Below are 25,213 nucleotides of genomic sequence, written 5' to 3'. Positions count from 1 at the left end.
GTGAACGATGGTCAGGATTGTGGACAGTTCTGGCAACTGTAAGAATGAGCCGGAGAAGGTGTCAAGACCGAAGGACCATTCGATGATCTATGGATACGACCCCAGGACCGGCGAGACCGTGGGTGACGCGGTTCCTGAGACGGATCGTGCCGGGGTCGACTTGATCGTCTCCGCCGCGGCCGCCGCCGGTTCGGCGTGGCGTGCGACACCGGCCGCCGAGCGTGCCGAGGCGCTCGAAGCCGTCGCCGACGCGCTCACCGCCCACGTCGACGAGCTCTGGCAGCTCGCCGACCGGGAGACCGCGCTCGGTGAGGTCCGGCTGCGCGGCGAGGTCGCGCGCACGGCGGGGCAGTTCCGCCTGTTCGCCCAGGTGATCCGGGACGGCGGCTACCTCGAGGCGATCGTCGACCACGCCGACGCCTCGGCCACGCCGCCCCGGCCCGACGTGCGGCGGATGAAGCAGCCGCTGGCCGGGGTGGTGGCGGTGTTCGCGGCGAGCAACTTCCCGTTCGCCTTCTCGGTGGCCGGTGGCGACACCGCGTCGGCGCTGGCCGCGGGCTGTCCCGTCGTGGTCAAGGCGCACCCGGGGCACCCGGGCACCTCCGCGCGGGTGGCCAGGATCGTCCGGGACGCGCTGCCGTATCCGGATCTGCTCGGGCTGGTGCAGGGCATGCAGGCGGGTGTGAACCTGGTTCAGCACCCGGGGGTGGTGGCGGCCGGGTTCACCGGGTCCATCGCCGGAGGCAAGGCGATCCAGGGGCTCATCGACCAGCGCGAGACGCCGATCCCGTTCTACGGCGAGCTGGGCAGTGTCAACCCCGTCGTGGTGCTGCCGTCGGCGGCGAAGGGGGAGGTGGCGAGCGGGTTCGCGGCATCGCTGACGCTCGGCGTGGGGCAGTTCTGCACGAACCCGGGGCTGATGTTCGTGCCCGAGGACGAGGAGCTGCGTACGGCCCTGGTCTCGGCCGTGGAGGGCACGAGCGGCGGCGCGATGCTGGGTGAGCGCATCAGGGACGGCTACCTGGGCGGGGTCGAGCGGCTGGGTGAGCTGACGCTGCTAGCCGAGGGCAAGCCGGGGGAGGGCGGCTGGGCGGTGACGCCCAAGGTGTTCACCACCGACGTGAAGTCGTTCGCCGACAAGCTGCCGGGGGTCGCGGAGGAGTGCTTCGGGCCCGCCTCGGTCGTGGTGACCTACCGCGAGGTGTCGGAGCTGCGGCCCGTGCTGGAGCGGCTCGACGGGTCGCTGACCGCCACCATCCACGGCACCGACCCCGACGAGGCGACGCAGGTCGCCGAGGTGCTCTCGCGCAAGGCCGGGCGGCTGATCTGGAACGGCTGGCCCACCGGGGTGGCCGTGACCTGGGCGATGCACCACGGGGGGCCGTGGCCGGCGTCCACGTCGGCGACCACCTCGGTCGGGGCCACGGCCATCGAGCGGTGGCTGGCGCCTGTGGCGTACCAGGACTGGCCTGCCGAGCTGCTGCCCGACGAGCTGAAGGACGGCAACCCGCTGGGCATCCCCCGCCGCGAGGACGGTACCCTCCGGGCCTAGCGGCGTAGGGGCAAGGGTTGATAAAGGGGACCGGCCCAACGCGACCAAACGGCTGTGCGGGCCAAACGGCTGTGCGGGCCAAACGGCCCGCACGGCTAGCGGTCCGGACGGGTCCGACGGGCCCAGTGGACCGAACGGCCGGGCGGGCCGCAGCGGCCGAACGGTCCCTGCGTCCGAGCGGCGCAAACGGACCAACGGGCCAGACGGCTAAACGCCCGTATGGGCGGAACGGGCCGAACGGCTCAGCGGCCGAGCGGGCCAAACGCTCGAGCGGGCGGAACGGGCCAATCGGCCGAACGGCCGGAGCCGGAACGGGCGGCGGGCCCCAGAGGCCGAGGGGGCCGCAGGGATCGGGCGGCCCGCAGGGGCCGGGCGGCCCGCAGGGGCCGGGCGGCCCGCAGGGGCCGGGCGGCCCCCAGACCCAGAGCGGACGGAACGGCCCCCCCGCACGCACGAGACGGGCCCCCGGCAGACCGGGGGCCCGTTCGCTGCCTGGTCAGGAGCCGACGATTTCCAAGCCCGCTGCGATGATCTTCTCCAGCTCGGCCACGTGCTCCGGCGCCGGGTCCGCCAGCGGGGCGCGGACGCCGCCCACCTCGAGCCCGCGCAGCCGCACTCCAGCCTTCACCAGCGAGACCGCGTACCCGGGCACCAGGTCGCGCAGTTCGACGAGCGGCAGGTAGAAGCCGGTCAGCAGCCGCCGCGCCAGCGCGTCGTCGCCGCTGGTGACGGCCCGGTGGAAGGCGAGCGCGACCTCGGGCGCGAACGCGAACGCCGCGCTGGAGTAGAGGTCCACGCCCAGCCCCCGGTAGGCGGGCACGGTGAACTCGGCCGTGGGCAGCCCGTTGAAGAACGTGAAGCCGGCGGCGCCCGCCTCGCGTACGCGCAGGATGATGCGCTGGAGCAGGTCGAGGTCGCCGAGCCCGTCCTTGAAGCCGATCACCGCCGGGTCCTGGGCGAGTTCGGCGACGGCCTCGGGGGTGAAGCGGGCGGTGCCGCGCTGGTAGACGATCACGGGCAGCCCGCCGGCCTCCGCCACGTCGCGCACGTAGGCGACGAGCCCGCTGGGGGGCCCGCTGACCAGGTACGGCGGCATGAGGAGCAGCCCGTCGGCCCCGGCGGCGGCGGCCGCCCTGGCGACGGACCGGGCGGCGGGCAGCGCGCCTCCGGCGCCGCCGAACACCGGGACGCGGCCGGCCGTGGCGGTGACGGCGGTGGTCACCACCTGGGTGTACTCGTCCGGGTCGAGGGCGTTGAACTCGCCGGTGCCGCATGCGGCGAACACGCCTCCGGCCCCGGCTTCGACTCCCTGGGCGACGTGCCGCCTCAGGAGCTCCTCGGACACGCCGCCGTCGGGCGTGAACGGGGTCACCGGGAAGAAGAGAACACCATCTAGCCGCATCTATGCCTCCATGTCAGCGGATGCCCTCTCGGCGGAGAGTGGCAGCCAGCTTTCGGGTGTGTCTGATCACCGCTTGGGTGACCCGCTCGATCTCGGCGGGCGGCAGGCCCACCGGCATCGAGCAGCTGATCGCGTCCGTGGCCGGGATCCGGTAGTCGACCGCGACCGCCACGCAGGCGACGCCGGGCGTGCCCTGCTCGCGTTCGTAGGCCCAGCCTCGGGTGCGGACCTGGTCGAGCTCATCGGTGAGCTTCTCCAGGTCGACGATCGTGTGCTCGGTGACGGCGGTCAGCGGCGTCGGGAGCAGGGCGGCGACCTCGTCGTCGGTGAGCTGGGCGAGCAGCACCTGGCCGAGTGCCGTGACGTGGGCGGGCAGGCGCCTGCCGACCCTGGGGATCACGTGGTGCGCCTCGCGGGAGTCGCGGGTGGCCAGGTAGAGGACGTGCGCGTCGTCCCGCCGGGCGAAGTGAGCGGTCTGCCCGACTTCTTCCCGCAGGTCTTCGAGCGTCTCCTGCGCGAACGGCAGTGCGGGGTCCTTGTCCAGGTACGCGGTGCCGGTGAGCAGCGCGTGGGGCCCGATGCCGAACGCGGATCTGGCGGTGTCGGTCTCGACCCAGTTGAGCTCGACGAGCGTGCGCATCAGCGCGTGCAGGCTGCTGCGCGGGAACCCGGTCGCCTGCTGGAGCTCCGACAGCGTCAGTGTGGTGGGGGACGCGGCCAGGGCCTCCAGGATGCGAACCGTCCGCTCGGCGGACTTGACCAGCTGCGGCTCCATGATCATCCCATCTCGACGGCGGCTTCGACCAGTCAGCATACGGGATGGCGTTCAGATACATGGACACCTACCCCTTGATGGCGCCGCTTGTCAGGCCACGCATGAACTGACGCTGGAAGGCGAGGAACGCGATGATCGACGGGAGCAGGGCCAGCAGCGAGGCCGCGAGCACCACGCCGATGCCCACCTCCTCGTCCGAGCGGAGCGAGCGCAGCGCGATGGGCAGCGTCCACATGCTCGACTCCGGAGCCACGATGAGCGGCAGCAGGTACTGGTCCCAGATCATGGTGAAGCCGAAGACGCCGATGACCCCGAGCGCCGGCCGGCACAGCGGCAGGATGATCGTGAAGAACGTGCGCAGCTCGCCCGCGCCGTCGATGCGCGCGGCCTCCTCCAGCTCGACCGGCACCTCCTTCATGAACTCGGTCATGACCAGGATGGAGAACCCCCAGGCGCCCACCGGAAGGATCATGCCCGCGTACGTGCCGATGAGGTCGAGGTGCAGCACCGGCAGGTCGGCGAGCACGAGCGACAGCGGGATCGCGATGATCTCCTCGGGCAGCATCATCGTGGTCAGCATGATCAGCATGACGATCGACATGCCGCGGAACTTCTTGCGCGCCAGCGCGTACGCGGCGAACACGCTCACGATCACCTGGAGCAGCAGCCCGAACCCGACGACCACGAAGGAGTTGAACAGATAGAGGTAGACGTTGCGCTCGCCCGCCTGGACGAAGTTCTCGAACGTGAAGGAGTCCGGCCACAGCGTGAACGCGGTCGGGTCGAGCGTCTCGTTGAACGCGCTGATCAGCAACGCGACCAGCGGCCCGGTGAAGATCAGCACCATGCCGGAGTAGAGCAGGACCTTCACGGCCACGGCCACCGGCCCGCGCCTGGCCTCCAGCCCCAGCGCGCTGTCGAACCTCATGATGCCGCCTGCCTTCTGCGCATGAGCTGGACGAGCACGGTCAGCAGCAGCGTGGCCGCGAACAGCACGATCCCGCCCGCCGACGCGATGCCCAGCTCGCCCGTCTGGAAGCCGAGCTTGTAGATCAGTGTCATGAGCACCTCGGACGACCCGTTCGGCCCGCCGTTCGTGAGCACGTACACCTCGACGAACACCCGCAGGCCGCGGATGGCGGCGAGCGTGAACAGGATCCAGAACACCGGCCGCAGCGCCGGCAGCGTGATGTGCCGCAGCCGCCGCCAGGTGGACGCCCCGTCGACCGCGGCGGCCTCGTACAGCGTCCGGTCCACCCCGACCAGACCGGCCAGGAAGATCATCATGTCGTACGGGGTCCCGCGCCAGATGCTCATGCCCATGATCGACAGCAGGGAGGAGTCCTCACTGGCCAGGAACGGCTGCGGGTCCAGCGCCACCCAGCCGAGGATGCTGTTGAGCATGCCGGTGTCGCCCGGGTGATACATGATCCGCCACACCTCGGCCACGGCCGCCATCGTGGTCACGACCGGCAGGAACGCCGCGGTCCTGACGAACCACAGGTAACGCGCGGGCCCCTCGATGAGCAGCGCGAAGCCCAGGCCCAGCACCAGCGACCCGGCCGTGGTGCCCAGCGCCAGCACCAGGCTGTGCCAGATGGCCGAGGCGAAGGCGTCGTCGGTGAGGATCGTGCGGTAGTTGTCCAGCCCGACCCACCGGCTGTCGACGTAGCGGATCTCCTGGAAGCTCATCGTCAGCCCGGTGAACATCGGGATGAACTTGAAGTACAGGAACAGCAGCAGGGCGGGCGCCAGGAAGGCCCAGGCGATCAGCGCGCCCCGCCGCCGCGCCCGGGTGGGCGTGGGCGTCATGATGCCTTCTGGCCCTGCAGTTCCCGCGTGAGTTCGGTGTTGAGGGTGTCCATCTCGGCCTGGACGTCCATGCCGCAGTCGGCCCACGCGGAGTTGATGGAGTCGGCCGAGGTCTGGCGGATCGGCGCCCAGTTCGGCACGGGCGGGGCGTAGACGGCGTCGGGGTAGGCGTCCTGGAACACCTTCCAGCGCGGGTCCTTCCGCTCGGCGGCCAGGTCCACCTCGGAGTTGACCGGCAGGCGGACGATGGCGCCGTTGTTGTCCTTGTTCATGCCGATCCGCTGGCCCTCTGCGGAGATCGCGAACTCGGCGAACTTCTTCTGGCCCTCGGGGTTCCCGGACCCGGCCATCAGGTAGACGTTCTCGCCCTCGCCGAGCGTGCCGGGGCCGCCGGAGGGGCCCTTGGGCACCGGGAAGACCTCGATCTTGTCGGTGCCGATGCTCTCCACGAACCGGGCGAGCACGTACGGACCGGTCAGGTAGAGGCCGCCCTGGCCCTTCTCGAACACCTCGTGGGTGACGGTGGTGTCGTTGCTGACCGCGCCCGGGTTGACGGTCTTGGCGGTGCAGAACTGGTCCTGGAGGAACCGCACGGCCTCCACGGTCCTGGGGTCGCTCGTCATGGCGGCGAACGTGCCGCTGCCCGTGGTCCTGAGGAAGTCGCCGCCGTTGGCGTAGATGAACGAGGAGGCGTACCAGGAGGCGTAGCCGCGCTTGGTGCCGGCCGGGATCACGAAGCCGGAGGTGTCGTTCTCGCCGTTGCCGTCGGGGTCCTTCTCGGTGAACGCCTTGGCCAGCGCGGCCAGGTCCGCCCAGGTGCGGGGGACGTCCATGCCGAGCTTCTCGCGCCAGTCCTTTCGCGCGATGATCGCGAACGCCTGGGCGGAGAACGGCGCCGCCCACGTCTTGCCGTCGGCGGCCGTGGCCGCCTTCCAGGCCAGGTCGGACAGCTTGTCCCCGCCCGCGAGCGAGGCCCGGTCGACCTCGGTGAGCCAGCCCTGGGTGTGCATGTTGCCGATCTGGGCGGTGTCGTTGATGACGATGTCGGGCAGTTTGCGCTGGGCCGCCTGCTGCTGCAGCTTGGTCTCGAAGTCGTCGAAGAGCGCGACGACCTTGGTCGGCACGCCCGCGGCCTTGGTGAAGGCCTCGGCCAGGCGCTGGGCCGTCTTGGCGGAGTCGGAGTCGGGCGTCTGCCTGATCCAGATCTCCAGAGCCTCGTCCGAACCGGAACCCGAACCCGATGATCCGGAGCCGCAGCCCGTCAGCGTTACGGTCAGGGCCGTCGCGATCGCGACCCCGAGCAGATGACGTGACATCAGACCGCCTCCTGTTCACATATGTGGACATCTATCGCGGACGTGAATTTGGTACCTGCGAACGTAACGAGTGACGCACATCACGGTCAATATTCAAGAATGTGAATTCAAGCCAGGCTTGTGTACAACAGAAGTCATGCGCATTCTCATGACCGGCGCCGCCGGCAAGGTCGGCACGCTGCTCCGTCCCCGTCTCGCCCGCGAGGGCCGGACCCTGCGCCTGTCCGACCTGCTCCCGCTGGAGCCGGGGCCCGGCGAGGAGGCTGCCGTCGCCGATCTGGCCGACGAGTCCGCCATGGCCAAGGCGATGGCGGGCGTCGACGCGGTGCTCCACCTCGGCGGGCAGAGCCGCGAGCACCCGTGGGCGGACATCGTCCGGGCCAACATCGACGGCACCCAGGTGCTGATGGAGGCCGCGCGGCGGGAGGGCGTACGGCAGCTGGTGCTGATGGGCAGCCATCACGCGGCCGGGTTCCAGACCAGGCCGCCGTCCGGCGAGGACCTGCCCGACTACGCCTTTCCCCGCCCCGACACCTTCTACGGGGTCAGCAAGGTCGTCATGGAAGGGCTCGGCAGCCTCTACCACGACAGGTTCGGCATGAACGTGACCGTGATCAGGCTCGGCACCTGCAACGAGGGCCCGGCCGACACGCGCGGCCTGGCCACCTGGATCTCGCCGGACGACCTGGCGCGCCTGGTCGAGGCCGCGCTCGTCGCGCCCGGCTTCCACGTCGTCTGGGGCGTCTCGGACAACGCGCGCCGCTGGTGGTCGCTGCGCGAGGCCGAGGCCATCGGGTACGTCTCCCGCGACGACTCCGAGGTGTTCGCCGGTCCCCTGGTCGCCGAGCTGGGCGAGCCGGACCTGAGCGACCCGGTGCACGACCGCGCCGGCGGGGTGTTCACGATGAAGGAGCTCGGCGGATCCTGGTGAGCGTTACCGCTCGGTAGCCGCCCCGGCCGGACAGGACGGGGCGGCTTTCTGTTGCCCTCCCATGATGCAACCGGTTGTAGTGGATCTGAGCCAACGGCAAAATGTTGTGATTCCGTCATCTGGGATCCTGGCCATCTGACCTGCGACGACGGCGTTGACGATATATCGGTAACGGCTTTGTAACACCTGCAAAGGGTTGACGAAACTTTTCGCCTGCCTATAGGAAGGCGCTATCCGATCCCGCCGTGCCGGGCAGGGCCTGGAAGAGGGATGTATGTCCGAATCAATCTCTGTGACGCCGGAGCGAGCACTCGCCCCGAAGCGTGCGCCCGATCAGCCACCAGGACGCCGCAGGAGGACCCCCCACGTTAACGTTCACAGGCGGCGTGAGGCCCGCGCGGCCTACGTCTTCCTCGCGCCGTGGTTCATCGGCCTCTTCGTCATCACCGTCGGCCCGATCCTGGCCTCGCTCTACCTGTCGTTCACCAACTACAGCCTCCTGGAGGAGGCCAAGTGGGTCGGGACCGACAACTACACCAAGATGTTCTTCGAGGACGACCGCTTCATCACCTCGCTGAAGGTCACCACCGTCTACGTGGTCGTCTCGGTGCCGCTGCAGCTCGCCTTCGCCCTCGGGCTCGCTCTGGCGCTCGACCGCGGACTGCGCGGCCTGTCGTTCTACCGCTCGGTCTACTACCTGCCGTCACTGCTCGGCGGCAGCGTCGCCATCGCCATCCTGTGGCGCAAGATCTTCGGCACCGACGGCCTGGTCAACGGCCTGCTCGCGGTCTTCGGCATTCAGGGGCCCGGCTGGGTCTCCGACCCCGACACGGCGCTCGGCACGCTGATCCTCCTGCACGTGTGGACGTTCGGCGCGCCGATGGTGATCTTCCTGGCCGGGCTGCGCCAGATCCCGCAGAGCTACTACGAGGCGGCCGCCGTCGACGGCGCCACCAAGCTGCGCCAGTTCCGCTCGATCACGCTGCCGCTGCTCACCCCGATCATCTTCTTCAACCTCGTCCTCGAGGTGATCAAGTCGTTCCAGTCCTTCACGCAGTCGTTCATCGTGAGCGGCGGCAGCGGAGGCCCGGTCGACTCCACGCTCTTCTACACGCTCTACCTCTACCTGAAGGGCTTCAAGAGTTACGAGATGGGCTACGCGGCCGCCATGGCGTGGGTCCTTCTGCTCATCATCGCCGGCCTGACCGGCGTGAACTTCCTCGCGTCGAAGTATTGGGTCTTCTATGGCGACTCGAAGTAAGCAGGTCCCGCTCCTGTTCCGGCCGATGCCGCGAGGGAGCCGCCTGCTCAAGCACCTGCTGCTGATCGCCTTCGGGCTGGTCATGCTCTACCCGCTGCTCTGGATGATCTCCAGCTCGCTCAAGCCGGAGGAGCTCATCTTCCGGGAGCCCGGACTGTGGCCCAGCGAGGTGACGCTGGACAACTACGGCGACGGCTGGACCGCGCTCAAGCACTCCTTCGGCTACTACCTGTGGAACTCCGCCGTGATCACCGGCCTGTCGGTGCTGGCGAACCTGGTGGCCTGCTCACTGGCCGCCTACGCGTTCGCCCGGCTGAACTTCCCGCTGAAGAAGCTGTGGTTCACGGTCATGCTGGGCTCGATCATGCTGCCGCACCACGTGACCGTCGTGCCGCAGTACATCGTGTTCGCCGAACTCGACTGGATCAACACGATCTGGCCGCTGGTCGTGCCCAAGTTCCTGGCCACCGACGCGTTCTTCATCTTCCTGATGGTGCAGTTCATCAGGACCCTGCCCAGGGAGCTGGACGAGGCAGCCGCCATCGACGGAGCCGGCTACTGGCGGGTGTTCCTCCAGGTCATCCTGCCGCTGTGCATGCCCGCCCTGGCCACCACCGGCATCTTCACCTTCATCTGGACGTGGAACGACTTCTTCAGCCAGAACCTCTATCTCACCAACTCCGACAACCTCACGGTGGCCGTGGCGCTGCGCCAGTTCCTCGACTCCAGCGGCGAGTCCTCGTGGGGGCCGATGTTCGCGATGTCGATCGTGTCGCTGGGACCGATCTTCGGGTTCTTCCTGGCGGGGCAGAAGTACCTGATCCGGGGCGTGGCGACGACCGGTTTGAAGTAGTTCCTCTTCACCCCCTGCAACTCTCCAAGAGGAGGTAGAGCTGTGAACCTCAGCTCTCGCAAGACCATGTGGAAGGTCGCCGCGCTCTCGGTGGCCGTGCTCACGGCGGTCACCGCCTGCGGCAGCGGCGACAGCGGCGAAGGCGGTGGCGGCGAAGGCGGCAAGACCACCATCACCTTCGCCTACTGGGGCAGCGACGCCCGCCAGAAGCTGACCGAGCAGGTCATCGCCAAGTTCGAGGAGAAGAACCCGACGATCGACGTCGAAGGCGACTTCTCCAACTGGGACAGCTACTACGAGAAGCTCGCCACCAAGGTCGCCGCCAACGACGCCCCCGACGTGCTCAGCATCGAGATCCGCGGCCTGAGCGAGTACGCGGGCCGCGGCGCGCTCGCCGACCTCGCCGGCAAGGTGCCCACCGCCGACCTCGACCAGCAGGTCCTCGCCAGCGGCCAGATCGACGGCAAGCAGTACGCGATCCCGACCGGCGTCAACGCCTTCTCCATGGTCGCCAACACCGCGGCGCTGGAGAAGGCCAAGAAGGAGCTGCCCAAGGACACCGACTGGACCTGGGACCAGTGGATGGCCCTCGCCCAGGAGATCTCCGGCGCGGGCGGCGTCACCGGCGCCGAGTACAACTTCAACCCGGCCTTCCTGCAGATCTACGCCGCCCAGCGCGGCGAGAAGTTCTACGACGGCAACAAGATCGGCGTCTCGCCCGACACGCTCAAGTCCTGGTGGGCCATCCACCAGAAGCTCATCGAGACCAAGGGCTCGCCCGACGCCGCCAAGAGCGCCGAGATCGGCGCCACCGGCCCCGAACAGTCGCTGCTCGGCACCAACGCCGGCGCCATGGGCATGTGGTGGAGCAACCAGCTCAACGCGCTGACCAAGTCGTCCGGCTCCGAGATGACGCTGCTGCGCATGCCCAAGCTCGAAGGCGCCACCACCGGCGGCATGTTCCTGCAGCCCGCCATGTTCTACGCCGCCTCCGCCAAGTCCGAGCACTCCGCCGAGGGCGCCAAGCTCATCGACTTCCTCGTCAACGACCCGGACGCCGCCGCCATCCTGCTCAGCGACCGCGGCCTGCCCACCAACACCAAGGTGCTCGACGCCGTCAAGACCAAGCTCCCCGAAACCGACCAGAAGACCCTCGCCTTCATCGACGAGGTCAGGAGCGAGCTGAGCCCCATCCAGGTCCCGCCGAAGGGCGCCCTGGAGATGGAGGACATCCTCAAGCGCAACTCCGAAGAGGTCATGTTCGGCCGGGCCACCCCCGACGCCGCCGCGCAGAAGTTCCTGACGGAGGCCAACGCCGCGATCGCCGGCTGACGCGATCACCGCCGGGGGCCGGCCTGGCCCCCGGCCGCCACCTCGACTCGGGGAGAAGAGCAGTTGAGCACCAAGTACGCCTTCGTCGGCCTCGGCCACCGGGCGCAGATGTACGTCGACGCTCTGCTGGGCGACTGGCAGGACACCGGGACGATCGCCGGCCTGTGCGACACCAACCGGACCCGCATGGACTACTACGCCGAGCGCATCGGCCGCCCGGTGCCCTGCTTCGGCCCCCAGGAGTACGGCAAGCTCCTGGACCTCGCCGACGCCGTGATCGTCTGCACGGTCGACGCCACCCACGCCCAGTACGTGATCGCCGCCCTCGACGCCGGCCGAGACGTGATCGTCGAGAAGCCGCTCACCGTCGACGCCGAGAGCTGCGCCGCCATCGCCGAGGCCGCCGAGCGCAGCACCGGCAAGCTCGTCGTGACGTTCAACTACCGCTACTCGCCGCGCAACTCCGCCGTCAAACGGCTGCTTAGCGAGGGCGCCATCGGCGACGTCACCTCCGTCCACTTCGAATGGGCGCTCGACACCATCCACGGCGCCGACTACTTCCGCCGCTGGCACCGCGACCGCGCAAGCTCCGGCGGGCTGCTCGTGCACAAGTCGACCCACCACTTCGACCTGGTCAACTGGTGGCTCGACGCCGCCCCGCAGCTCGTCTTCGCCCAGACCGACCTGCGCTTCTACGGCGACGCGCTGCCCCGGGGCGAGCGCCCCGCCCGCGGCCAGGGCGCACCCGGGCTGGGCAGCGACCCGTACATCCTGGACATCTCCGCCGACGAGCGGCTCAAGCGGCTCTACCTGGACGCCGAACACGAGGACGGCTACATCCGCGACCAGGACGTCTTCGCGCCCGGCGTGACCATCGACGACACCATGGCCGTCATGGTCCGCTACGCCAACCGGGCCGTCCTCACCTACTCGCTCACCGCCCACGCGCCCTTCGAGGGCTACCGGGTCGCCTTCAACGGCACGCGCGGGCGGATCGAGCTGGAGGTGTGCGAGCGGGCCTGGACGCCGCCGCACGCCGCCGTCGACCCCAGCGCCGCGAGCAAGGAACACGCCGCCGGCGCCTGGGACCGCCTCACCCTGCACCGTCACTGGGAGCAGCCCGAACAGGTGCCCATCGAGCAGGGCGCCGGCGGGCACGGCGGCGGCGACCGGCTGCTGCTCGACGACGTCTTCCGCGGGCCCGGCGACGACCCCCTCGGCCGCCCGGCCGGCTACCGCGACGGCATCCGTAGCGTCCTCGTCGGCGTCGCCGCCACCCGCGCCGCCGCCACCGGCCACCCCGTCCCCCTCACCCCCGACGGCACCGCCCTCCTGACCCCCTGAACCCCGCGCCCCACCCCCATGAGCGCCCCGCCCCTTCCGAGAAGCCGCGCACACGAAGGGCTGCGCCTTGGGGGCTTGCTCGGGAGGCCGATGCCCGTGAGGGGCACCCCGCCCCCACGAGGCACGGGCCCCCGGACTGGCGCCCTGGAGGCGCAGGCCTCCGGGCTGGCCGCCTCCGAGAGGCAGGGGCCATCCCCGGGCTGGGCGCTCCGGGAGGTGCGGGCCATCCCCGGGCTGGTCGTTCACGGAAGGCGGTGCGGGCCCTCGGGCTGGTCGTCCGCCTCTGAGGGGCTGCGGCTCCCCGGGGAGGCGCGCGCTCGCCGGGGGGCCGCGCCCTCACAGGGTTGCTCGGGAGGATCCGGTGCCTCCCAGGAAGGGCGGGCCTGGGAAGGGTGCCCGTCCTGGGGCTCCGCGGGGTGGCTGGCCGGTGGAGGGCTGAAGGGCGGGCCCCGAAAGGGGCGATCAGGCGGAGCGAAAGGACGGGTAGTGCGGCATCTTGGGGTGTTCTCGGGGCTGGTGGAGGTGGCCGGGCGGCGGGGGCTGTTCGCGGATGCGGTGCCCGGGGCGGCGCTGGCGGAGGCGGCGCGGGAGACGATCGGGACGCTGGACCTGGTGGCGGCCGACGTCAGGACGGAGCGCACCTGGGAGGCGGGTGACCTGGCGGGGGAGGAGCTGTCGTGGGACGTGGGCTTCGGCCCGCGGACGCGCGCGTACCTGCTGAGGCCGCGCGGGGAGCGCGGCAGGCTGCCGGGGGTGGTGGCGCTGCACTGCCATGCCGGGATGAAGTGGGCGGGCAAGGAGAAGGTCGCCGACGGCCCGGAGGGTCCGTCGGCGGAGGTGCGGCGGCTGCGGGAGGAGATCTACGGCGGCCGCGCCTACGCGGGGGAGCTGGCCGGGCGCGGGCTCGCGGTGCTGGTGCCGGACGTGTTCGGCTGGGGCAGCCGCCGGTTCCCGCTGGCGGACATGCCGGACCGGGTGGCCGCGTACGCCGGTGATCCGGCGCTGTCGGAGGCGGACCGCTACGACGCGGCGGCGGGCCACCACGAGCACGTGCTGGAGAAGTACTGCACGCTGCTGGGCACGTCGATGGCGGGCGTGGTGGCGGGCGAGGACCTGGCGGCGGCGGCGTACCTGCGGGGCCGTCCGGACGTCGGCGAGGTGGGCTGCGTGGGGGTGTCGGGCGGCGGCCTGCGGGCGGCGCTGCTGGGCGCGTTCGACCCGGAGGTGCGCGCGGTGGCGGTGGTGGCGATGGTGTCGGCGTACGCGGATCTGCTGGACGGGTACGTGGCCTCGCACACGTGGATGCTCTACCCGCCGGGCCTGTCCCGCCTGTGCGACTGGCCGGCGCTGGTGGCGGCGCGGGCGCCGCGTCCGCTGCTGGTGCAGTACGCCGAGCGGGACGCGCTGTTCCCGCTGGAGGGGATGCGGCGGGCGCACGAGGCGATCGCCCGCCGCTACCCCGGGGGCGGCTACGAGGGCGTCTTCCACGACGCCCCGCACTCCTTCGACGTCCCGATGCAGGAGGCCGCCTTCGCCTGGCTGGCGAAGCGGCTCAGGACCTGAGCTCGGCGACCAGCCCGGCGGCCTCCGCGCGGGTCAGCCGCCCGTCGGCGACGACGACGGCGACCCGCCGGGCCAGCACGGGGCCGAACTCCAGCGGCGTGTCCCAGGCGAGCGCGGTGCCGACGCCGGGGTATTCGGCGACGCGCACGAACCACGGGTCGTCGTCCTGCGCGAACACCAGCGTCCAATCGTCGGAGGCGAGCGCCAGCCACGGCGCCCGCGAGCCGTGCACCCGAGCCTCGCCCTCCTCGGCGGCCGTGAACGCGTGCAGTCCAGGCGATCCGGCGGGCGCCCGCCAGAAGAAGCCGCCGTAGCCGGCCCCGGCCCGGCCCTTGGTGGCCGAGCTGCGCACGGTCAGCGGCCGATCGGTCAGGTTGTGCAGCGTGAACGCGAAGTCGAGCGCCCACCCGCGCGACAGCGGCGCGGCGCGCACGGTGCGCTCCTCGCGCACGATCGGCTGCTCGCCGGGCCGCTCCCACACCAGCCGCTCGGCGAACCCGGACGCCTCCCGCACGGGGAACGACAGGTGCCGCTGCGTGCCGTGGTCGTCCAGCCAGGCGGGCCCCCGGTCGCGGACGTACGTGCGGCCGCCCCAGAAGTTGCGTCCGCCGAGGTCGGTGACGGCCACTCCGGCGCCGAGGTGGTGCGGATGGTCGTCGGGCCGTATCTCGGTCACGACGGTCCCGCCGAGCGTCCGTACGGGATGCAGGAACGGCCGGGGGGCGGCTTCCAGCGGCAGGTCGCTCACGGTGGTGTACTCGGCCACGACGGTTCCGGAGACGGTCAGCGGGGTCGCCCAGCTCACGCCGAGCTCGGAGAAGAGCGCCAGCCGGTCGGCGCAGGCGTCGACGACGCCGGCGATGCCGGGCAGCACCCGCCCCTCGCCGGACAGGTCCTGGTGGGCGTCGTCGATCGGCAGCGGGTCGGGCGCGAGCCGGATGGCCTCCATGACCTCCATGAACGCCCCGGTCCGGTGCACGGGCACGAGCAGCTCGGCGCCGGAGCGGACGTGCTCGACGAGGTTGGCCAGCAGGTCGGCCCGCTCGTAGGAGCGCGCGGGCCCGTCGTCCACCTGGACCTGGTCCGTCGTGTACGTGAGCCGCACGCGGCCCTTGGTGCCGTGGACGAGCACGTACGGCTCGTCGCGCGTGGCGGCGCAGAGCGTCACGGCCGCGACCACGGGCACCCCGGAGGCGAGGTCGATCCGGATCGCGGAGGTGTCGTCGGACTCGATGGGGTTGGCGTGGAACAGCTCCGCGGTGACGGAGGCGACGGCTCCGCGCTCCTCGGCCCCGGCGACGGCCAGGGCGGTGGCCAGGGCGTGCGCGAACGGGTTGGTGAGCGCCCCGTCGACCACGTCGACGCCGTCGAGCACCCGGCGGCCGGCCCACGGGCTGCGGGTGAAGTAGGCGGCCGGGCGCGGCCACGAGCCGGCCACGCCGATCCCGGTGACGCGGCCGACGGCGCCGCTCGCGACGAGCTCGCGGACGGCGGGCACGGCGGCCGAGCCGAGGCTCTGGAAGCCCACCTGGCAGGCCAGCCCGGCGGCGTCGGCGGCGGCGCGCATGCGTTCGAAGTCGCGCAGCGTGGCCGCCGTCGGCTTCTCCACCAGCACGTGCGCGCCCGCGCCGAACGCGGCCAGCGCCAGGTCGGCGTGCGTCGGGATGGGCGTGGCGAGGATGGCGATCTCCGCCCCGGTCCGTTTGATCAGGCCGGGCAGGTCGGCGGACACCTCCGGCTCGCCCAGCCCGTCGAGCAGCTCCGGCGCGACCGGCCGCACGTCGCACACGCCGGCCAGCTCGATCCCGGGCATCCGGCGCAGCCGGTCGAGGTAGTGGGAGCCGAACCCGTGGGCTCCGGCCAGCACGACACGCACGATCGTCACCTCCAGCGGAGGCCGAGCCCCCGGTGCCCGCCGGCGCGCAGCTCCGCGCCGGACACCTCGACAGGGTACGGCTCGGCCAGCAACCCGAGCGCGGCGAACGAGGCGTCCTCGACGACCTCGGCCATGCACGGCAGCGGCAGCGCGAGCGCGAGCTGCCCGGACAGGTCGGGCAGCAGGTGCGGGTGGACGGGCACGTCGTAGGCGCGCGCCAGCTCCGCGATGCGCAGGAACGGCGTGATGCCGCCCACCCGGACGACGTTCGGCTGCACGACGTCGCAGGCCCCGGCCGCGAGCAGGTCGCGGAAGCCGTAGACGGTGTAGACGTTCTCGCCCACGGCGATCGGCACGCCGACGGACCGGCGCAGCTCCACGTGCGCGGCCACGTCGTCGGCGGGCAGCGGCTCCTCCAGCCAGTGCAGCCCGTACGGGGCCAGCGCGTCGGCGGCGCGCCTGGCCCGGTGCAGGTCCCAGCGCTGGTTGGCGTCGATCATGAGCAGCGTGTCCGGCCCGACGACCTCGCGGACCGCCGCCACCCGTTCGACGTCCTCGCGCAGGTCGGGGCGGCCCACCTTGATCTTGACGCCGGGGTGCCCGGCCGCCTTCCAGCGTTCGGCCTGGGCGACCAGCTCGTCCAGCGTGTAGTGCAGGTTGACGCCGCTGCCGTAGACGGGCACGCTGTCGCGCCGCCGGCCCAGCACGTCGACCAGGCCGCGCTCGCCGCACCGCAGGTCCCACAGCGCCAGGTCCACCCCGGCCAGCGCCACCGTGGTGACGCCGCCGGGCCCGGCCTCGCGCAGGTGCCGCCAGAGCCGGTCCCACACCACCTCCGGGTGCGGGTCCAGGCCGATGAGCGCGTCGCGGACGTCGTGCTCCAGCAGGGCCTGGACGGCCTTCGCGCCGATCTGCGGCGTCCAGGAGAACCCGGTGCCGGTCCGGCCGTCGGCCAGCGTCACCTCGACGACCAGGACGTGGTTGGCGGGCACGTCCGGACCCCACGGCCGGCGCAGCGCGACCGTCCGCGGGGTGACCCTGAGGTCGCGGATCACAGCGCCCGCCCTTGCTCGATCGACCGTCCCTGCTGGATCGACCGCGCGTGCTCGATCAGCCTGGCCAGCTCGGCCACGTCCTCGGGCGCGGCGTCGGTCAGCGGCGGGCGCACCGGCCCGGCGTCCAGCCCGCCGAGCCGCACCCCGGCCTTGACCAGGGACACCGCGTAACCGGGGGCCTTGGACCGCAGCCGTACCAGAGGCTCGTAGAACTCGGTGAGCAGCCGGTCGGCGCCGTTCAGGAACGCGGTGGCGATGTCGGGCGCGAACGCGAACACGGCGGAGGAGTAGAGCTCGACGCCGATGCCGCGGTAGGCGCCCATGGTCAGCTCGGCGGTCGGCAGGCCGTTGAAGAACATGAAGCCGTCGCCCACCTCCCGGCGCACGGCCAGGACCGTGCGCTGGATGAGGTCGATGTCGCCCAGGCCGTCCTTGAGCCCGATCACGCCGGGGACGCGCGCCAGCTCGACCGCCTGCTCGGGCGTCGGGACGACCGAGCCGCGCTGGTAGATCACCGTCGGCAGGATCGCCGCGACCTCGCGCACGTAGGCGAGGAAGCCCTCGGGCGTGCCCTTCATCAGGTACGGCGGCATGAGCAGCAGGCCGTCGGCGCCGGCGTCGCGGGCCGCCCTGGCCTGGGCGAGCGCCGAGCCGAGCGGGCCGCCCGCGCCCGCGAACACCGGGACCCGGCCGCGCGCGGTCTTGACCGCCACCCGGACGGCCGCCGCGTGCTCGGCCTCCGACAGGGCCGGGAACTCGCCCGTGCCGCAGGCCGCGAACACCGCCCCCGGATGGTGTTCGAGGCCCCGGCCGATGTGCTCGGCCAGCACGTCCTCGGCCAGCTCCCCGGCCTCGGTGAACGGGGTGACGGGGAAGAAGAGGACTCCGGTGAGGTTCATCCGATCTCCAGTTCGGTGCGCCAGCTGCGCTTGGCCGTCCAGCCGAGCATGCGTTCGGCCTTGGCCGAGGTGAAGGCGGGACGGGTGCCGGTCAGGTGGATCGCCGCGGCCCTGGTGGCGGGCATGACGGCGGGAAGCAGGTCGGCGAGGGGGTCGCGGGCCAGCGCGTCGGCGGCGCCCGCGAAGAACACCTCGCCGTTGGGCAGGCCGGGCAGCTTGTCGACGAGCACCGAGATCATGTCGGAGGCGTCCCTGGCGTCGATGTAGTTGAACAGGGAGACGCCGGCGATCTCCGGCCGGTCGAGGCGTTCGGCGATCGTGTGGCCCGACTGGGTCGGCGCGCCCGCCCACTCCTCGGGGGCGACGACGAAGCAGGGCCGCACCGCCGCGAAGCGGGTGTCGGAGCAGCGCGCGAAGGCCGCCATCGTCTGCTCGGCGACCAGCTTGGACAGGCTGTAGGAGTTCCACGGCCGGGGCGGGTGGTCCTCGTCGATCGGCAGGTAGTCGGGCGTCCAGCCGGCGGGGGCGCCGTAGCCGATCACGGTGGGGCTGCTGGCCACCACGACCCGGCCCACGCCGGTGGCGCTCGCCGCCGCGCACACGTTGAACGCCAGCTCGGTGTTCGTGCGGAAGGTGACGCCGTCGGTGCGGCTGAACGGGGTCGCGATGGCCGCCAGGTGCACGACGACGTCGGGCCGGAAGCGCGTGAGCACGTCGTAGGCCTCGCCCAGGTCGGTCAGGTCGGCGGGCAGGACGGCGGCGGCCTCGTCGGGCGTGCCGGCGGTGACGTCGACGCCGATCACCTCGTGACCGGCCTGCGCCAGGGTGGTGACGAGGCTGCGGCCGAGCCTTCCGGCGCTGCCCGTCACCAGTGTTCGTGTCATCGCTCGCTCACCTTCCCGCAAGGGGCTCGAATACCGCAACCGGTTGCAAAAAGTATCGAGGCGGGGTGGGGAGAACGTCAAGCCGCACGGTCCCCGCTCACGCGGGCGCCGATGCCCGCATAACCGGTATGGTGGGCATTGGCGCTCTGGCAGAGGCTCTCGAAGTCCATTGACAGCGATACAAGCGCTTGCATTAATGTACAGGGCATGCACGGAGGCCTAGCGTGGCGGTGACGATTCGTGACGTGGCGGAGGCGTCGGGCGTGCACGTCTCCACGGTGTCGCGCGCATTCTCCGCGCCCCATCTGGTCAACCCCGCGACGCGCACCCGGGTGCTCGCCATCGCCGAGGACCTCGGCTACCGGCCCAACCGGGCCGCGCGGGCGCTGACCACCGGGCGCACCCACAACATCGGCCTCATCGTGGCCGACATCGCCAACCCGTTCTTCCCGCCGCTGATCAAGGCCGCGCAGGCGCAGGCCAGGCTCCGCGACTACCACGTGTTCGTCGCCGACACCGACGAGGACCCGCAGGTCGAGGAAGAGCTCATCCAGACCCTGACCAAGCAGGTCGACGGCGTCCTGCTGTGCAGCCCCCGCCTGACCAACCGGACGATCGAGCGGCTGCGCGAAGAGGTGCCGTTCGTCGTGGTCAACCGGCGGGTCAAGGGCATGCCGACGGTCCTGATGGACGTCGGGCGCGGCGTCCGGCTGGCCGTCGAGCACCTGACCGGCCTCGGCCACCGCAGGCTCGCCCTGGTCACCGGGCCGAGCGGGTCGTGGACCAGCAAGGAGATGCAGTCCGCGGCGGCCGCGATGAGCGAGGCCGACGTCACCTTCCTCGGCCCCAACCCGCCCACCGAGCTCGGCGGCCTCGCCGCGGTCACCGACGTGATCGCCTCCGGCGCGACCGGCGTGCTCGCCTACAACGACCTGGTCGCGATCGGGCTCATGGAGGGCCTGGCCGAGCGCGGGATCGACGTGCCGGGCGACATCAGCGTGATCGGCGTCGACGACATCGTCCCCGGCCGGCTGAGCCGCCCCAAGCTCACCACGATCGCCATGCCCACCGCCGCAGCGGGCCGGATCGCCGTGGACATGCTGCTCCAGTCGGTCGACTCCGACGCGACCGGCGGCGTCACCGTGCTGGAGACCAGCCTGATCGTCCGCGAGTCAACGGGAGAGACCCACTCATGATCTTCGGAACGCTGCCGTCGGGGGAGCCCGTCGAGCGCCACGAGCTGTCGTCGGGGCGCCTGCGCGCGGCGGTGCTCAGCTACGGCGCGATCCTGCAAACGCTTGAGGTGGCGGGCGTCAACGTGGTGCTCGGCCTCCCGACGCTCGACGACTACCTGACCCGCAGCCGCTACTTCGGCGCCGTCGTCGGCCGCTACGGCAACCGCATCGCCCGCGGCCGGTTCACCCTCGACGGCACCGAGCACACGCTGCCCGTCAACAACGGCCCCAACAGCCTGCACGGCGGCGTCGACGGCTTCGACCGCCGGGCCTGGACCGTGGCCGACGTCACAGGCTCGTCCATCACGCTCACGCTGACCAGCCCCGACGGCGACCAGGGCTACCCCGGCACGCTGACCGCCTCGGTCACCTACACGCTCGACGGCGACGCGCTCCGCCTCGACTACGCGGCCGAGACCGACGCCCCCACGGTGCTCAACCTGACCAACCACTCCTACTTCAACCTCGCGGGCGGCGGCGACGTGCTCGGCCACGTGGTGCGCATCGCCGCGGACCACTACCTGCCGGTCGACGACAGCAAGATCCCCACCGGCGAGCGGGCCCCGGTCAAGGGCACCGTCTTCGACTTCACCACCCCCCACGCGGTGGGGGAGCGGTTCGGCGGCGCGTACGACCACTGCTACGTCCTCGACGGCGGCGTCACCGTGGTCGAGCCGGTCAGCGGGCGCACGATGGAGGTCACGACCACCGAGCCGGGCGTGCAGTTCTACGCGGGCGGCATGCTCGACGGCGTCGCCACCCCGTTCGGCCCGCACGCCGGGCTGTGCCTGGAGACCCAGCACTTCCCCGACTCGCCCAACCAGCCGGGCTTCCCCTCGACCGTGCTCCGGCCGGGCGAGCGCCACGCCTCCTCCACCACCTACGCCTTCCCCGCCTGACGCGCGGGCAGCGCCCGCAGCACGAGCAGCGCCACGTCGTCGCGCGACGGGTGGTCGGCGAAGGACTCGACCGCCTGCCGCACCCGGTCGGCCACCGCGTGCGCGCTCAGCCCCGCGCAGCCCGCCAGCAGCCGTGCCAGCCCGTCGTCGTCGTCCAGCAGCCGCAGGCCGCTGCGCCGCTCGGTCACGCCGTCGGTGACGCACAGCAGCACCTCGCCGGGCGCCAGCTCGAACGACTCCACGCTGAACCGGGCGCCGTCCTCGACCCCCAGCAGGAGCTGCGGCGTCGCCACCGTCTCGACCCGGCCGTCGGCGCGCAGCAGCAGCGGCGGCACGTGCCCGGCCGAGGCGACCGTGCACAGCGCGCCGCCGCCCGGCAACGGTGTCAGCTCGCCGCACAGCAGGCTGAGGAAGCGGCCGTCCTCGCCCTCCTCCAGCACCCGCTGGTTGAGCCGGTCGAGGATGTCGGCCACCGTGTAGTTCTCCTTGGCCAGCAGCCGCACCGCGTGCCGGGCCAGCCCCGTCACCGCGGCGGCCTCCGGCCCGCTGCCGCACACGTCGCCCAGCGCGAAGCACCAGTGACCGGCCACCGTGAACAGGTCGTAGAAGTCGCCGCCGACGTCCGCGCCCTCCCCGGCGGGCTCGTAGACGATCGCCGACTCCAGGCCCGGCATCGGCGCCACCCGCATCGGCAGCAGGCTGCGCTGCAGCACCCGCGACGTGGTCGCCTGCCGGGTGTAGAGCATGGCCGTGTGCAGGTTGAGCGCGATCAGCCGGCACAGGTCGGCCAGCAGGTCGGCCAGCTCCAGCGGCAGCGTCGGCTCCTGGCGCCCGATCACCAGCGCGCCGTGCGCGTTGCCCTGCGTCATCAGCGGGAACGACAGCACCGCCTCCTGCCCGACCGGCCAGGCCACCTCGTCCAGCGGCGTGCCGGGAATGGCCGGGAGCGACTTGCGCAGGCCGGCGTTGTGCCGCTCCTCGCTGTGCCACACGTGGGCCAGCCGTGTCATCCCGGCCAGGTCGGTCAGGTAGACCGCCGCCCAGCTGGCGATCTTCGGCACCACGAGCTGCGCGGACAGCGCCGCGATCACCTCCTCGTCGTGCACGCCCGCCAGCAGCTCGCCCGCCTCGGCCAGGAAGGCGAGCCGGCCCCGGTGCGCCCGGTCCTGTTCGGCCAGCCGCTCGCGCTGCACGGTGACCGCCACCTGGTCGGCGATGTGGCGCAGGCTGACGGTCAGGTCGTGGTCGAAGCGGCCGGGCGCGGCCGAGGTCACCGCGAGGTGCCCGATCACCTCGCCCCCGGCCACCAGCGGCGCGCACGCCAGCGACCTGGCCCGCAACTGCTGGGCCAGCTCCACGTCGACCGCCAGCAGGTCCTCCAGCACCGCCGGGGCCGTGCGGTCGGGCGCGAACACGCCCGCCGCCGGGACGCCCACCACCCCGGCCGTGTCGCCCACGCCCGCCGCGACCCCCAACCGGTTGCCGCTCTCGGCGCGCAGCAGCACGTACGTGGCCTCGCCGCCGCTCGACAGGTGCACGATCTGCGCGATCGTGTCGAGCAGCTCGGCCAGCGGACGGTCGCGGTCGAGCAGGTCCTTGATCCGCCTGCCCGCCTCCCGGCGCACCGGCGCGGGCGGCGCGGCCAGCACGAACCCGTGCTCCCAGCCCGTCACCATCCAGATCGACCGCCGGTCCTCGGCGCGCCCGCCCGTGCGCAGGTGCGACACGTACACGCGGACCGTGCGGCCGTCGCGGTGCCGCATCCGGGCCTCGCCCCGCCAGCGGCCCAGCGCCAGCGTGTCGGCCAGCGGCAGCGCGTACGGGCCGGAGCCGCGCCAGGCGACCAGGTCGGCCAGGCGCCTGCCGATCGCCTGCTCGGCGGTCCAGCCGAGCAGGGTGCGGGCGTCGGAGTTCCACGCGATGACGCGGCCTGTGGCGTCGGCGACGAGCACGGCGACGCGCAGCCGGTCGAGCCCGGCCCCCGGCGGCGGGGGAGCGGGCGCCGGGCTGTCGGACGCGCCCGCGAACTCCATGCGCACCCACACGCGCTTGGCCGTGCGGGTGTAGGTGACGCCCCAGGCGTCGGCCAGCATGCCCGCCAGCGCGAGCCCGCGGCCGTGCGTGGACATCGGCTCCGACGGCGGACGCTCGGCCAGGATCGCCCGCCCGGGGTCGTGGTCGTCGACCTCGATCTCCAGCTTGGCCGGCGCGGCGTCGGCGTCGAGCCGGCAGGTGAGCTCGATGCCGGTGCCCGCGTGCACCACGGCGTTCGTGACGAGCTCGCTGGTCAGCAGCACGGCGTCCTCGGTCAGATGGGTCAGGCGCCACTCGCCGAGCACCTGGCGAACGAACCGCCGCGCGGCTGCCGGGGCATGGGGAGTGCCGTCGAAGGAAGTGCTCGACACCTGCGTCGCGTCCACTGTGCGTCCTAGAACATCACTCGATGTGGCAGTTCGGTCACTCTCAGAGTGGCAGACTGAACGGCTCGGGAACGGCGAGTTACGAAGAAGGGTTTCGCGGGGACACCGGCGAGTCACGGTGATTTCGCCGGGGCTCCGACGTACCTTTGGCATCATGGCCACCCGTACGCCGAAAAGCGCATCGAAGGGACCGGCGAAGCGGTCGGCCCCGTCTCGCTCGACCCCCGCCAAGCGGAGCGCAGGTTCGGCGGGACGGTCCCGGGCCAAGGCTTCGACGCCGGCCCGCAAGGGCTCGATGACCCACCAGGACCCGATCAGCTGGGTCTTCACCATGATCGGCAAGCTCGTGGTCGGGCTGTGGATGCTGCTGGCCAACGGCATCGGCAGCACCGCGCGGGCGCTCGGCAAGAACGCCCGCGAGCTCGACCCGGCGCACCGGCGCGACGGCGTGGGCCTGGCCGTGCTGGCGGGCGCGATCGTGCTGGCCGCGATGACCTGGCGCGACACCGGCAGCGGCGTCTCCCAGGCGGTCAACACCGTGGTCCACGCGGTGTTCGGGTCGCTGGCGTGGGCCATGCCGCTGCTGCTCGGCCTGCTGGCCTGGCGCTACCTGCGCCACCCCGACCAGAACGCCGACACCGGCCGCATGGTGATCGGCTGGAGCGCGCTGCTCGTCGGCATCCTCGGCGTCATCCACGTCGCCAACGGCACCCCGTACCCGGCGGGCGACGCGAACAACACGATGGACAAGGTGTCGCAGGCGGGCGGCATGGTCGGCTTCATCGTGTCGGCGCCGCCGATGAGCATCCTGCCGTCGTGGATCACGATCCCGCTGCTGCTGCTCCTGTCGGGGTTCGGCGTGCTGGTGATCACGGCGACGCCGGTGCACCGCATCCCCGAGCGGCTGGCCGAGCTGCGGCACATGCTGTTCGAGCGGCAGGGCGGCGAGGGCGCCCCCGCCACGGCGCCGAAGAAGCGCGTCAAGAAGCCCGCCGCCAACCCGGAAGACCTCGTCAAGCCGTACGACACGCCCGTCATCGCGGAGAAGGACAAGCGGGGCGAGCACTCGCCGGAGATCGTGCCCGGCCTCACGGAGGAGGACGAGGAGCCGCCGGCCCCGGCCAGGAAGCAGCCCGAGCCGCCGGAGCCGACGCCCGCGCCGCGCAAGGTCGAGCAGCTCGTGCTCTCCCCGCAGGCGGGCCCCTACCATCTGCCCGACCTCAAGTTCCTCAAGCCGGGCAGCGCGCCCAAGCCGCAGACCAAGGCCAACACCGTCGTCGTCAACGCGCTGACCAGCGTGCTGGAGCAGTTCGCCATCGACGCCCAGGTGATCGGCTTCACCCGCGGCCCGACCGTGACCCGCTACGAGATCGAGCTGGGCCCGGCGGTCAAGGTCGAGAAGGTCACCGCGCTCACCAAGAACATCGCCTACGCCGTCAAGTCCGCCGACGTGCGCATCCTGTCGCCGATCCCCGGCAAGTCGGCGATCGGCGTGGAGATCCCCAACGCCGACAAGGACCTGGTGGCCCTGGGCGACGTGCTGCGCTCGCAGGTGGCGCAGGCCGACCACCACCCGATGATCGTCGGGCTCGGCAAGGACGTCGAAGGCCGCACGATCGTCGCCAACCTCGCCAAGATGCCCCACCTGCTCATCGCGGGCGCCACCGGCGCGGGCAAGTCCGTCTGCGTCAACGGCCTCATCACGTCGATCCTGATGCGGGCCACCCCGGACGAGGTGCGCATGGTGCTCGTCGACCCCAAGCGGGTCGAGCTCAGCGTGTACGAGGGCATCCCCCACCTGATC

The 25,213-nt window shown here is 71.8% G+C and carries 20 protein-coding genes; 10 read left to right on the top strand and 10 right to left on the bottom strand.

Annotated elements, in window-relative coordinates:
- Positions 1–82: 82 nt before the first annotated feature.
- The gene (locus tag ACWDXC_RS33565; protein ID WP_449988766.1) at positions 83–1,552 is read left to right on the top strand and encodes an aldehyde dehydrogenase (NADP(+)); all 1,470 of its coding nucleotides are present in this window, start codon (positions 83–85) and stop codon (positions 1,550–1,552) included.
- Between the two features lie 496 nt (positions 1,553–2,048).
- Here ACWDXC_RS33565 and ACWDXC_RS33560 read toward each other — a convergent pair whose 3' ends face one another.
- The 5 genes from ACWDXC_RS33560 to ACWDXC_RS33540 form a co-directional block, all read right to left on the bottom strand.
- The gene (locus tag ACWDXC_RS33560; protein ID WP_449988763.1) at positions 2,049–2,954 is read right to left on the bottom strand and encodes a 5-dehydro-4-deoxyglucarate dehydratase; all 906 of its coding nucleotides are present in this window, start codon (positions 2,952–2,954) and stop codon (positions 2,049–2,051) included.
- A gap of 13 nt (positions 2,955–2,967) precedes the next feature.
- Positions 2,968–3,729 carry an IclR family transcriptional regulator gene (locus ACWDXC_RS33555; RefSeq protein WP_219503377.1) on the bottom strand — a complete coding sequence of 254 codons (762 nt, stop codon included), beginning with the start codon at positions 3,727–3,729 and terminating at the stop codon, positions 2,968–2,970.
- Between the two features lie 67 nt (positions 3,730–3,796).
- The gene (locus tag ACWDXC_RS33550; RefSeq protein ID WP_357585279.1) at positions 3,797–4,657 is read right to left on the bottom strand and encodes a carbohydrate ABC transporter permease; all 861 of its coding nucleotides are present in this window, start codon (positions 4,655–4,657) and stop codon (positions 3,797–3,799) included.
- Positions 4,654–5,541, bottom strand: coding sequence for a carbohydrate ABC transporter permease (locus ACWDXC_RS33545; protein ID WP_449988758.1), 888 nt, complete (start codon positions 5,539–5,541; stop codon positions 4,654–4,656). The genes ACWDXC_RS33550 and ACWDXC_RS33545 overlap by 4 nt, the downstream gene beginning before the upstream one ends.
- The gene (locus ACWDXC_RS33540) at positions 5,538–6,857 is read right to left on the bottom strand and encodes a sugar ABC transporter substrate-binding protein (protein WP_449988755.1); all 1,320 of its coding nucleotides are present in this window, start codon (positions 6,855–6,857) and stop codon (positions 5,538–5,540) included. Before ACWDXC_RS33540 ends, ACWDXC_RS33545 begins: the two co-directional genes overlap by 4 nt.
- Positions 6,858–6,993: 136 nt before the next feature.
- Between ACWDXC_RS33540 and ACWDXC_RS33535 the strand changes: the two genes are divergently transcribed.
- The 6 genes from ACWDXC_RS33535 (at position 6,994) to ACWDXC_RS33510 (ending at position 14,141) form a co-directional block, all read left to right on the top strand.
- On the top strand, positions 6,994–7,788 hold the full coding sequence (locus tag ACWDXC_RS33535; RefSeq protein ID WP_449988753.1) for an NAD-dependent epimerase/dehydratase family protein: 795 nt from the start codon (positions 6,994–6,996) through the stop codon (positions 7,786–7,788).
- Positions 7,789–8,062: 274 nt separating this feature from the next.
- Positions 8,063–9,049, top strand: coding sequence for a carbohydrate ABC transporter permease (locus ACWDXC_RS33530; protein WP_219503367.1), 987 nt, complete (start codon positions 8,063–8,065; stop codon positions 9,047–9,049).
- Complete coding sequence (locus ACWDXC_RS33525; protein WP_357585271.1) at positions 9,033–9,902, top strand: carbohydrate ABC transporter permease; 870 nt, start codon at positions 9,033–9,035, stop codon at positions 9,900–9,902. Before ACWDXC_RS33530 ends, ACWDXC_RS33525 begins: the two co-directional genes overlap by 17 nt.
- Before the next feature lie 42 nt (positions 9,903–9,944).
- Complete coding sequence (locus tag ACWDXC_RS33520) at positions 9,945–11,234, top strand: ABC transporter substrate-binding protein (protein WP_357585269.1); 1,290 nt, start codon at positions 9,945–9,947, stop codon at positions 11,232–11,234.
- Positions 11,235–11,297: 63 nt separating this feature from the next.
- Positions 11,298–12,578, top strand: coding sequence for a Gfo/Idh/MocA family protein (locus ACWDXC_RS33515; RefSeq protein WP_449988748.1), 1,281 nt, complete (start codon positions 11,298–11,300; stop codon positions 12,576–12,578).
- A 486-nt stretch (positions 12,579–13,064) separates the two neighbouring features.
- Complete coding sequence (locus ACWDXC_RS33510) at positions 13,065–14,141, top strand: hypothetical protein (RefSeq protein ID WP_449988745.1); 1,077 nt, start codon at positions 13,065–13,067, stop codon at positions 14,139–14,141.
- Here the strand turns inward: ACWDXC_RS33510 and ACWDXC_RS33505 are convergent.
- From ACWDXC_RS33505 to ACWDXC_RS33490, 4 genes are read right to left on the bottom strand one after another with little or no spacing between them, the layout of a single operon-like run.
- Positions 14,131–16,017: a DUF6807 family protein gene (locus ACWDXC_RS33505; protein ID WP_449988743.1), complete on the bottom strand. Its 1,887-nt coding sequence runs from the start codon at positions 16,015–16,017 to the stop codon at positions 14,131–14,133. The genes ACWDXC_RS33510 and ACWDXC_RS33505 overlap by 11 nt on opposite strands.
- Before the next feature lie 5 nt (positions 16,018–16,022).
- Positions 16,023–17,072 (bottom strand): mandelate racemase/muconate lactonizing enzyme family protein, encoded by a 1,050-nt coding sequence (locus ACWDXC_RS33500; RefSeq protein WP_449988740.1) that lies wholly within the window; start codon positions 17,070–17,072, stop codon positions 16,023–16,025.
- Complete coding sequence (locus ACWDXC_RS33495) at positions 17,069–17,971, bottom strand: 5-dehydro-4-deoxyglucarate dehydratase (protein WP_449988737.1); 903 nt, start codon at positions 17,969–17,971, stop codon at positions 17,069–17,071. The genes ACWDXC_RS33500 and ACWDXC_RS33495 overlap by 4 nt, the downstream gene beginning before the upstream one ends.
- Positions 17,968–18,855, bottom strand: coding sequence for an NAD-dependent epimerase/dehydratase family protein (locus ACWDXC_RS33490; protein ID WP_449988734.1), 888 nt, complete (start codon positions 18,853–18,855; stop codon positions 17,968–17,970). The genes ACWDXC_RS33495 and ACWDXC_RS33490 overlap by 4 nt, the downstream gene beginning before the upstream one ends.
- A gap of 224 nt (positions 18,856–19,079) precedes the next feature.
- On the opposite strand from ACWDXC_RS33490, the gene ACWDXC_RS33485 reads away from it, so the two are divergent.
- Together ACWDXC_RS33485 and ACWDXC_RS33480 are read left to right on the top strand one after the other, a co-directional pair.
- The gene (locus tag ACWDXC_RS33485) at positions 19,080–20,051 is read left to right on the top strand and encodes a LacI family DNA-binding transcriptional regulator (RefSeq protein ID WP_364175508.1); all 972 of its coding nucleotides are present in this window, start codon (positions 19,080–19,082) and stop codon (positions 20,049–20,051) included.
- Positions 20,048–20,989: an aldose epimerase family protein gene (locus ACWDXC_RS33480; RefSeq protein ID WP_449988731.1), complete on the top strand. Its 942-nt coding sequence runs from the start codon at positions 20,048–20,050 to the stop codon at positions 20,987–20,989. The genes ACWDXC_RS33485 and ACWDXC_RS33480 overlap by 4 nt, the downstream gene beginning before the upstream one ends.
- Here ACWDXC_RS33480 and ACWDXC_RS33475 read toward each other — a convergent pair.
- The gene (locus tag ACWDXC_RS33475; protein WP_449988728.1) at positions 20,971–23,409 is read right to left on the bottom strand and encodes a SpoIIE family protein phosphatase; all 2,439 of its coding nucleotides are present in this window, start codon (positions 23,407–23,409) and stop codon (positions 20,971–20,973) included. The genes ACWDXC_RS33480 and ACWDXC_RS33475 overlap by 19 nt on opposite strands.
- A 295-nt stretch (positions 23,410–23,704) precedes the next feature.
- Here ACWDXC_RS33475 and ACWDXC_RS33470 point away from each other — a divergent pair.
- The coding region (locus ACWDXC_RS33470) for a DNA translocase FtsK 4TM domain-containing protein (RefSeq protein ID WP_449988725.1) at positions 23,705–25,213 on the top strand (1,509 nt) is incomplete at its 3' end.

This window comes from Nonomuraea sp. NPDC003214, assembly GCF_053590035.1.
Note: the sequence above shows the minus strand (reverse complement) of the source record. Positions and strands in the feature narration are given on the sequence as shown.

What these genes read in the sequence shown, in the direction of transcription:
- ACWDXC_RS33565 (WP_449988766.1), top strand. Translation starts at nt 83, where the DNA reads ATGATCTATGGATACGACCCCAGGACCGGCGAGACCGTGGGTGACGCG.
- ACWDXC_RS33560 (WP_449988763.1), bottom strand. Translation starts at nt 2,954, where the DNA reads ATGCGGCTAGATGGTGTTCTCTTCTTCCCGGTGACCCCGTTCACGCCC.
- ACWDXC_RS33555 (WP_219503377.1), bottom strand. Translation starts at nt 3,729, where the DNA reads ATGGAGCCGCAGCTGGTCAAGTCCGCCGAGCGGACGGTTCGCATCCTG.
- ACWDXC_RS33550 (WP_357585279.1), bottom strand. Translation starts at nt 4,657, where the DNA reads ATGAGGTTCGACAGCGCGCTGGGGCTGGAGGCCAGGCGCGGGCCGGTG.
- ACWDXC_RS33545 (WP_449988758.1), bottom strand. Translation starts at nt 5,541, where the DNA reads ATGACGCCCACGCCCACCCGGGCGCGGCGGCGGGGCGCGCTGATCGCC.
- ACWDXC_RS33540 (WP_449988755.1), bottom strand. Translation starts at nt 6,857, where the DNA reads ATGTCACGTCATCTGCTCGGGGTCGCGATCGCGACGGCCCTGACCGTA.
- ACWDXC_RS33535 (WP_449988753.1), top strand. Translation starts at nt 6,994, where the DNA reads ATGCGCATTCTCATGACCGGCGCCGCCGGCAAGGTCGGCACGCTGCTC.
- ACWDXC_RS33530 (WP_219503367.1), top strand. Translation starts at nt 8,063, where the DNA reads ATGTCCGAATCAATCTCTGTGACGCCGGAGCGAGCACTCGCCCCGAAG.
- ACWDXC_RS33525 (WP_357585271.1), top strand. Translation starts at nt 9,033, where the DNA reads ATGGCGACTCGAAGTAAGCAGGTCCCGCTCCTGTTCCGGCCGATGCCG.
- ACWDXC_RS33495 (WP_449988737.1), bottom strand. Translation starts at nt 17,971, where the DNA reads ATGAACCTCACCGGAGTCCTCTTCTTCCCCGTCACCCCGTTCACCGAG.
- ACWDXC_RS33490 (WP_449988734.1), bottom strand. Translation starts at nt 18,855, where the DNA reads ATGACACGAACACTGGTGACGGGCAGCGCCGGAAGGCTCGGCCGCAGC.
- ACWDXC_RS33480 (WP_449988731.1), top strand. Translation starts at nt 20,048, where the DNA reads ATGATCTTCGGAACGCTGCCGTCGGGGGAGCCCGTCGAGCGCCACGAG.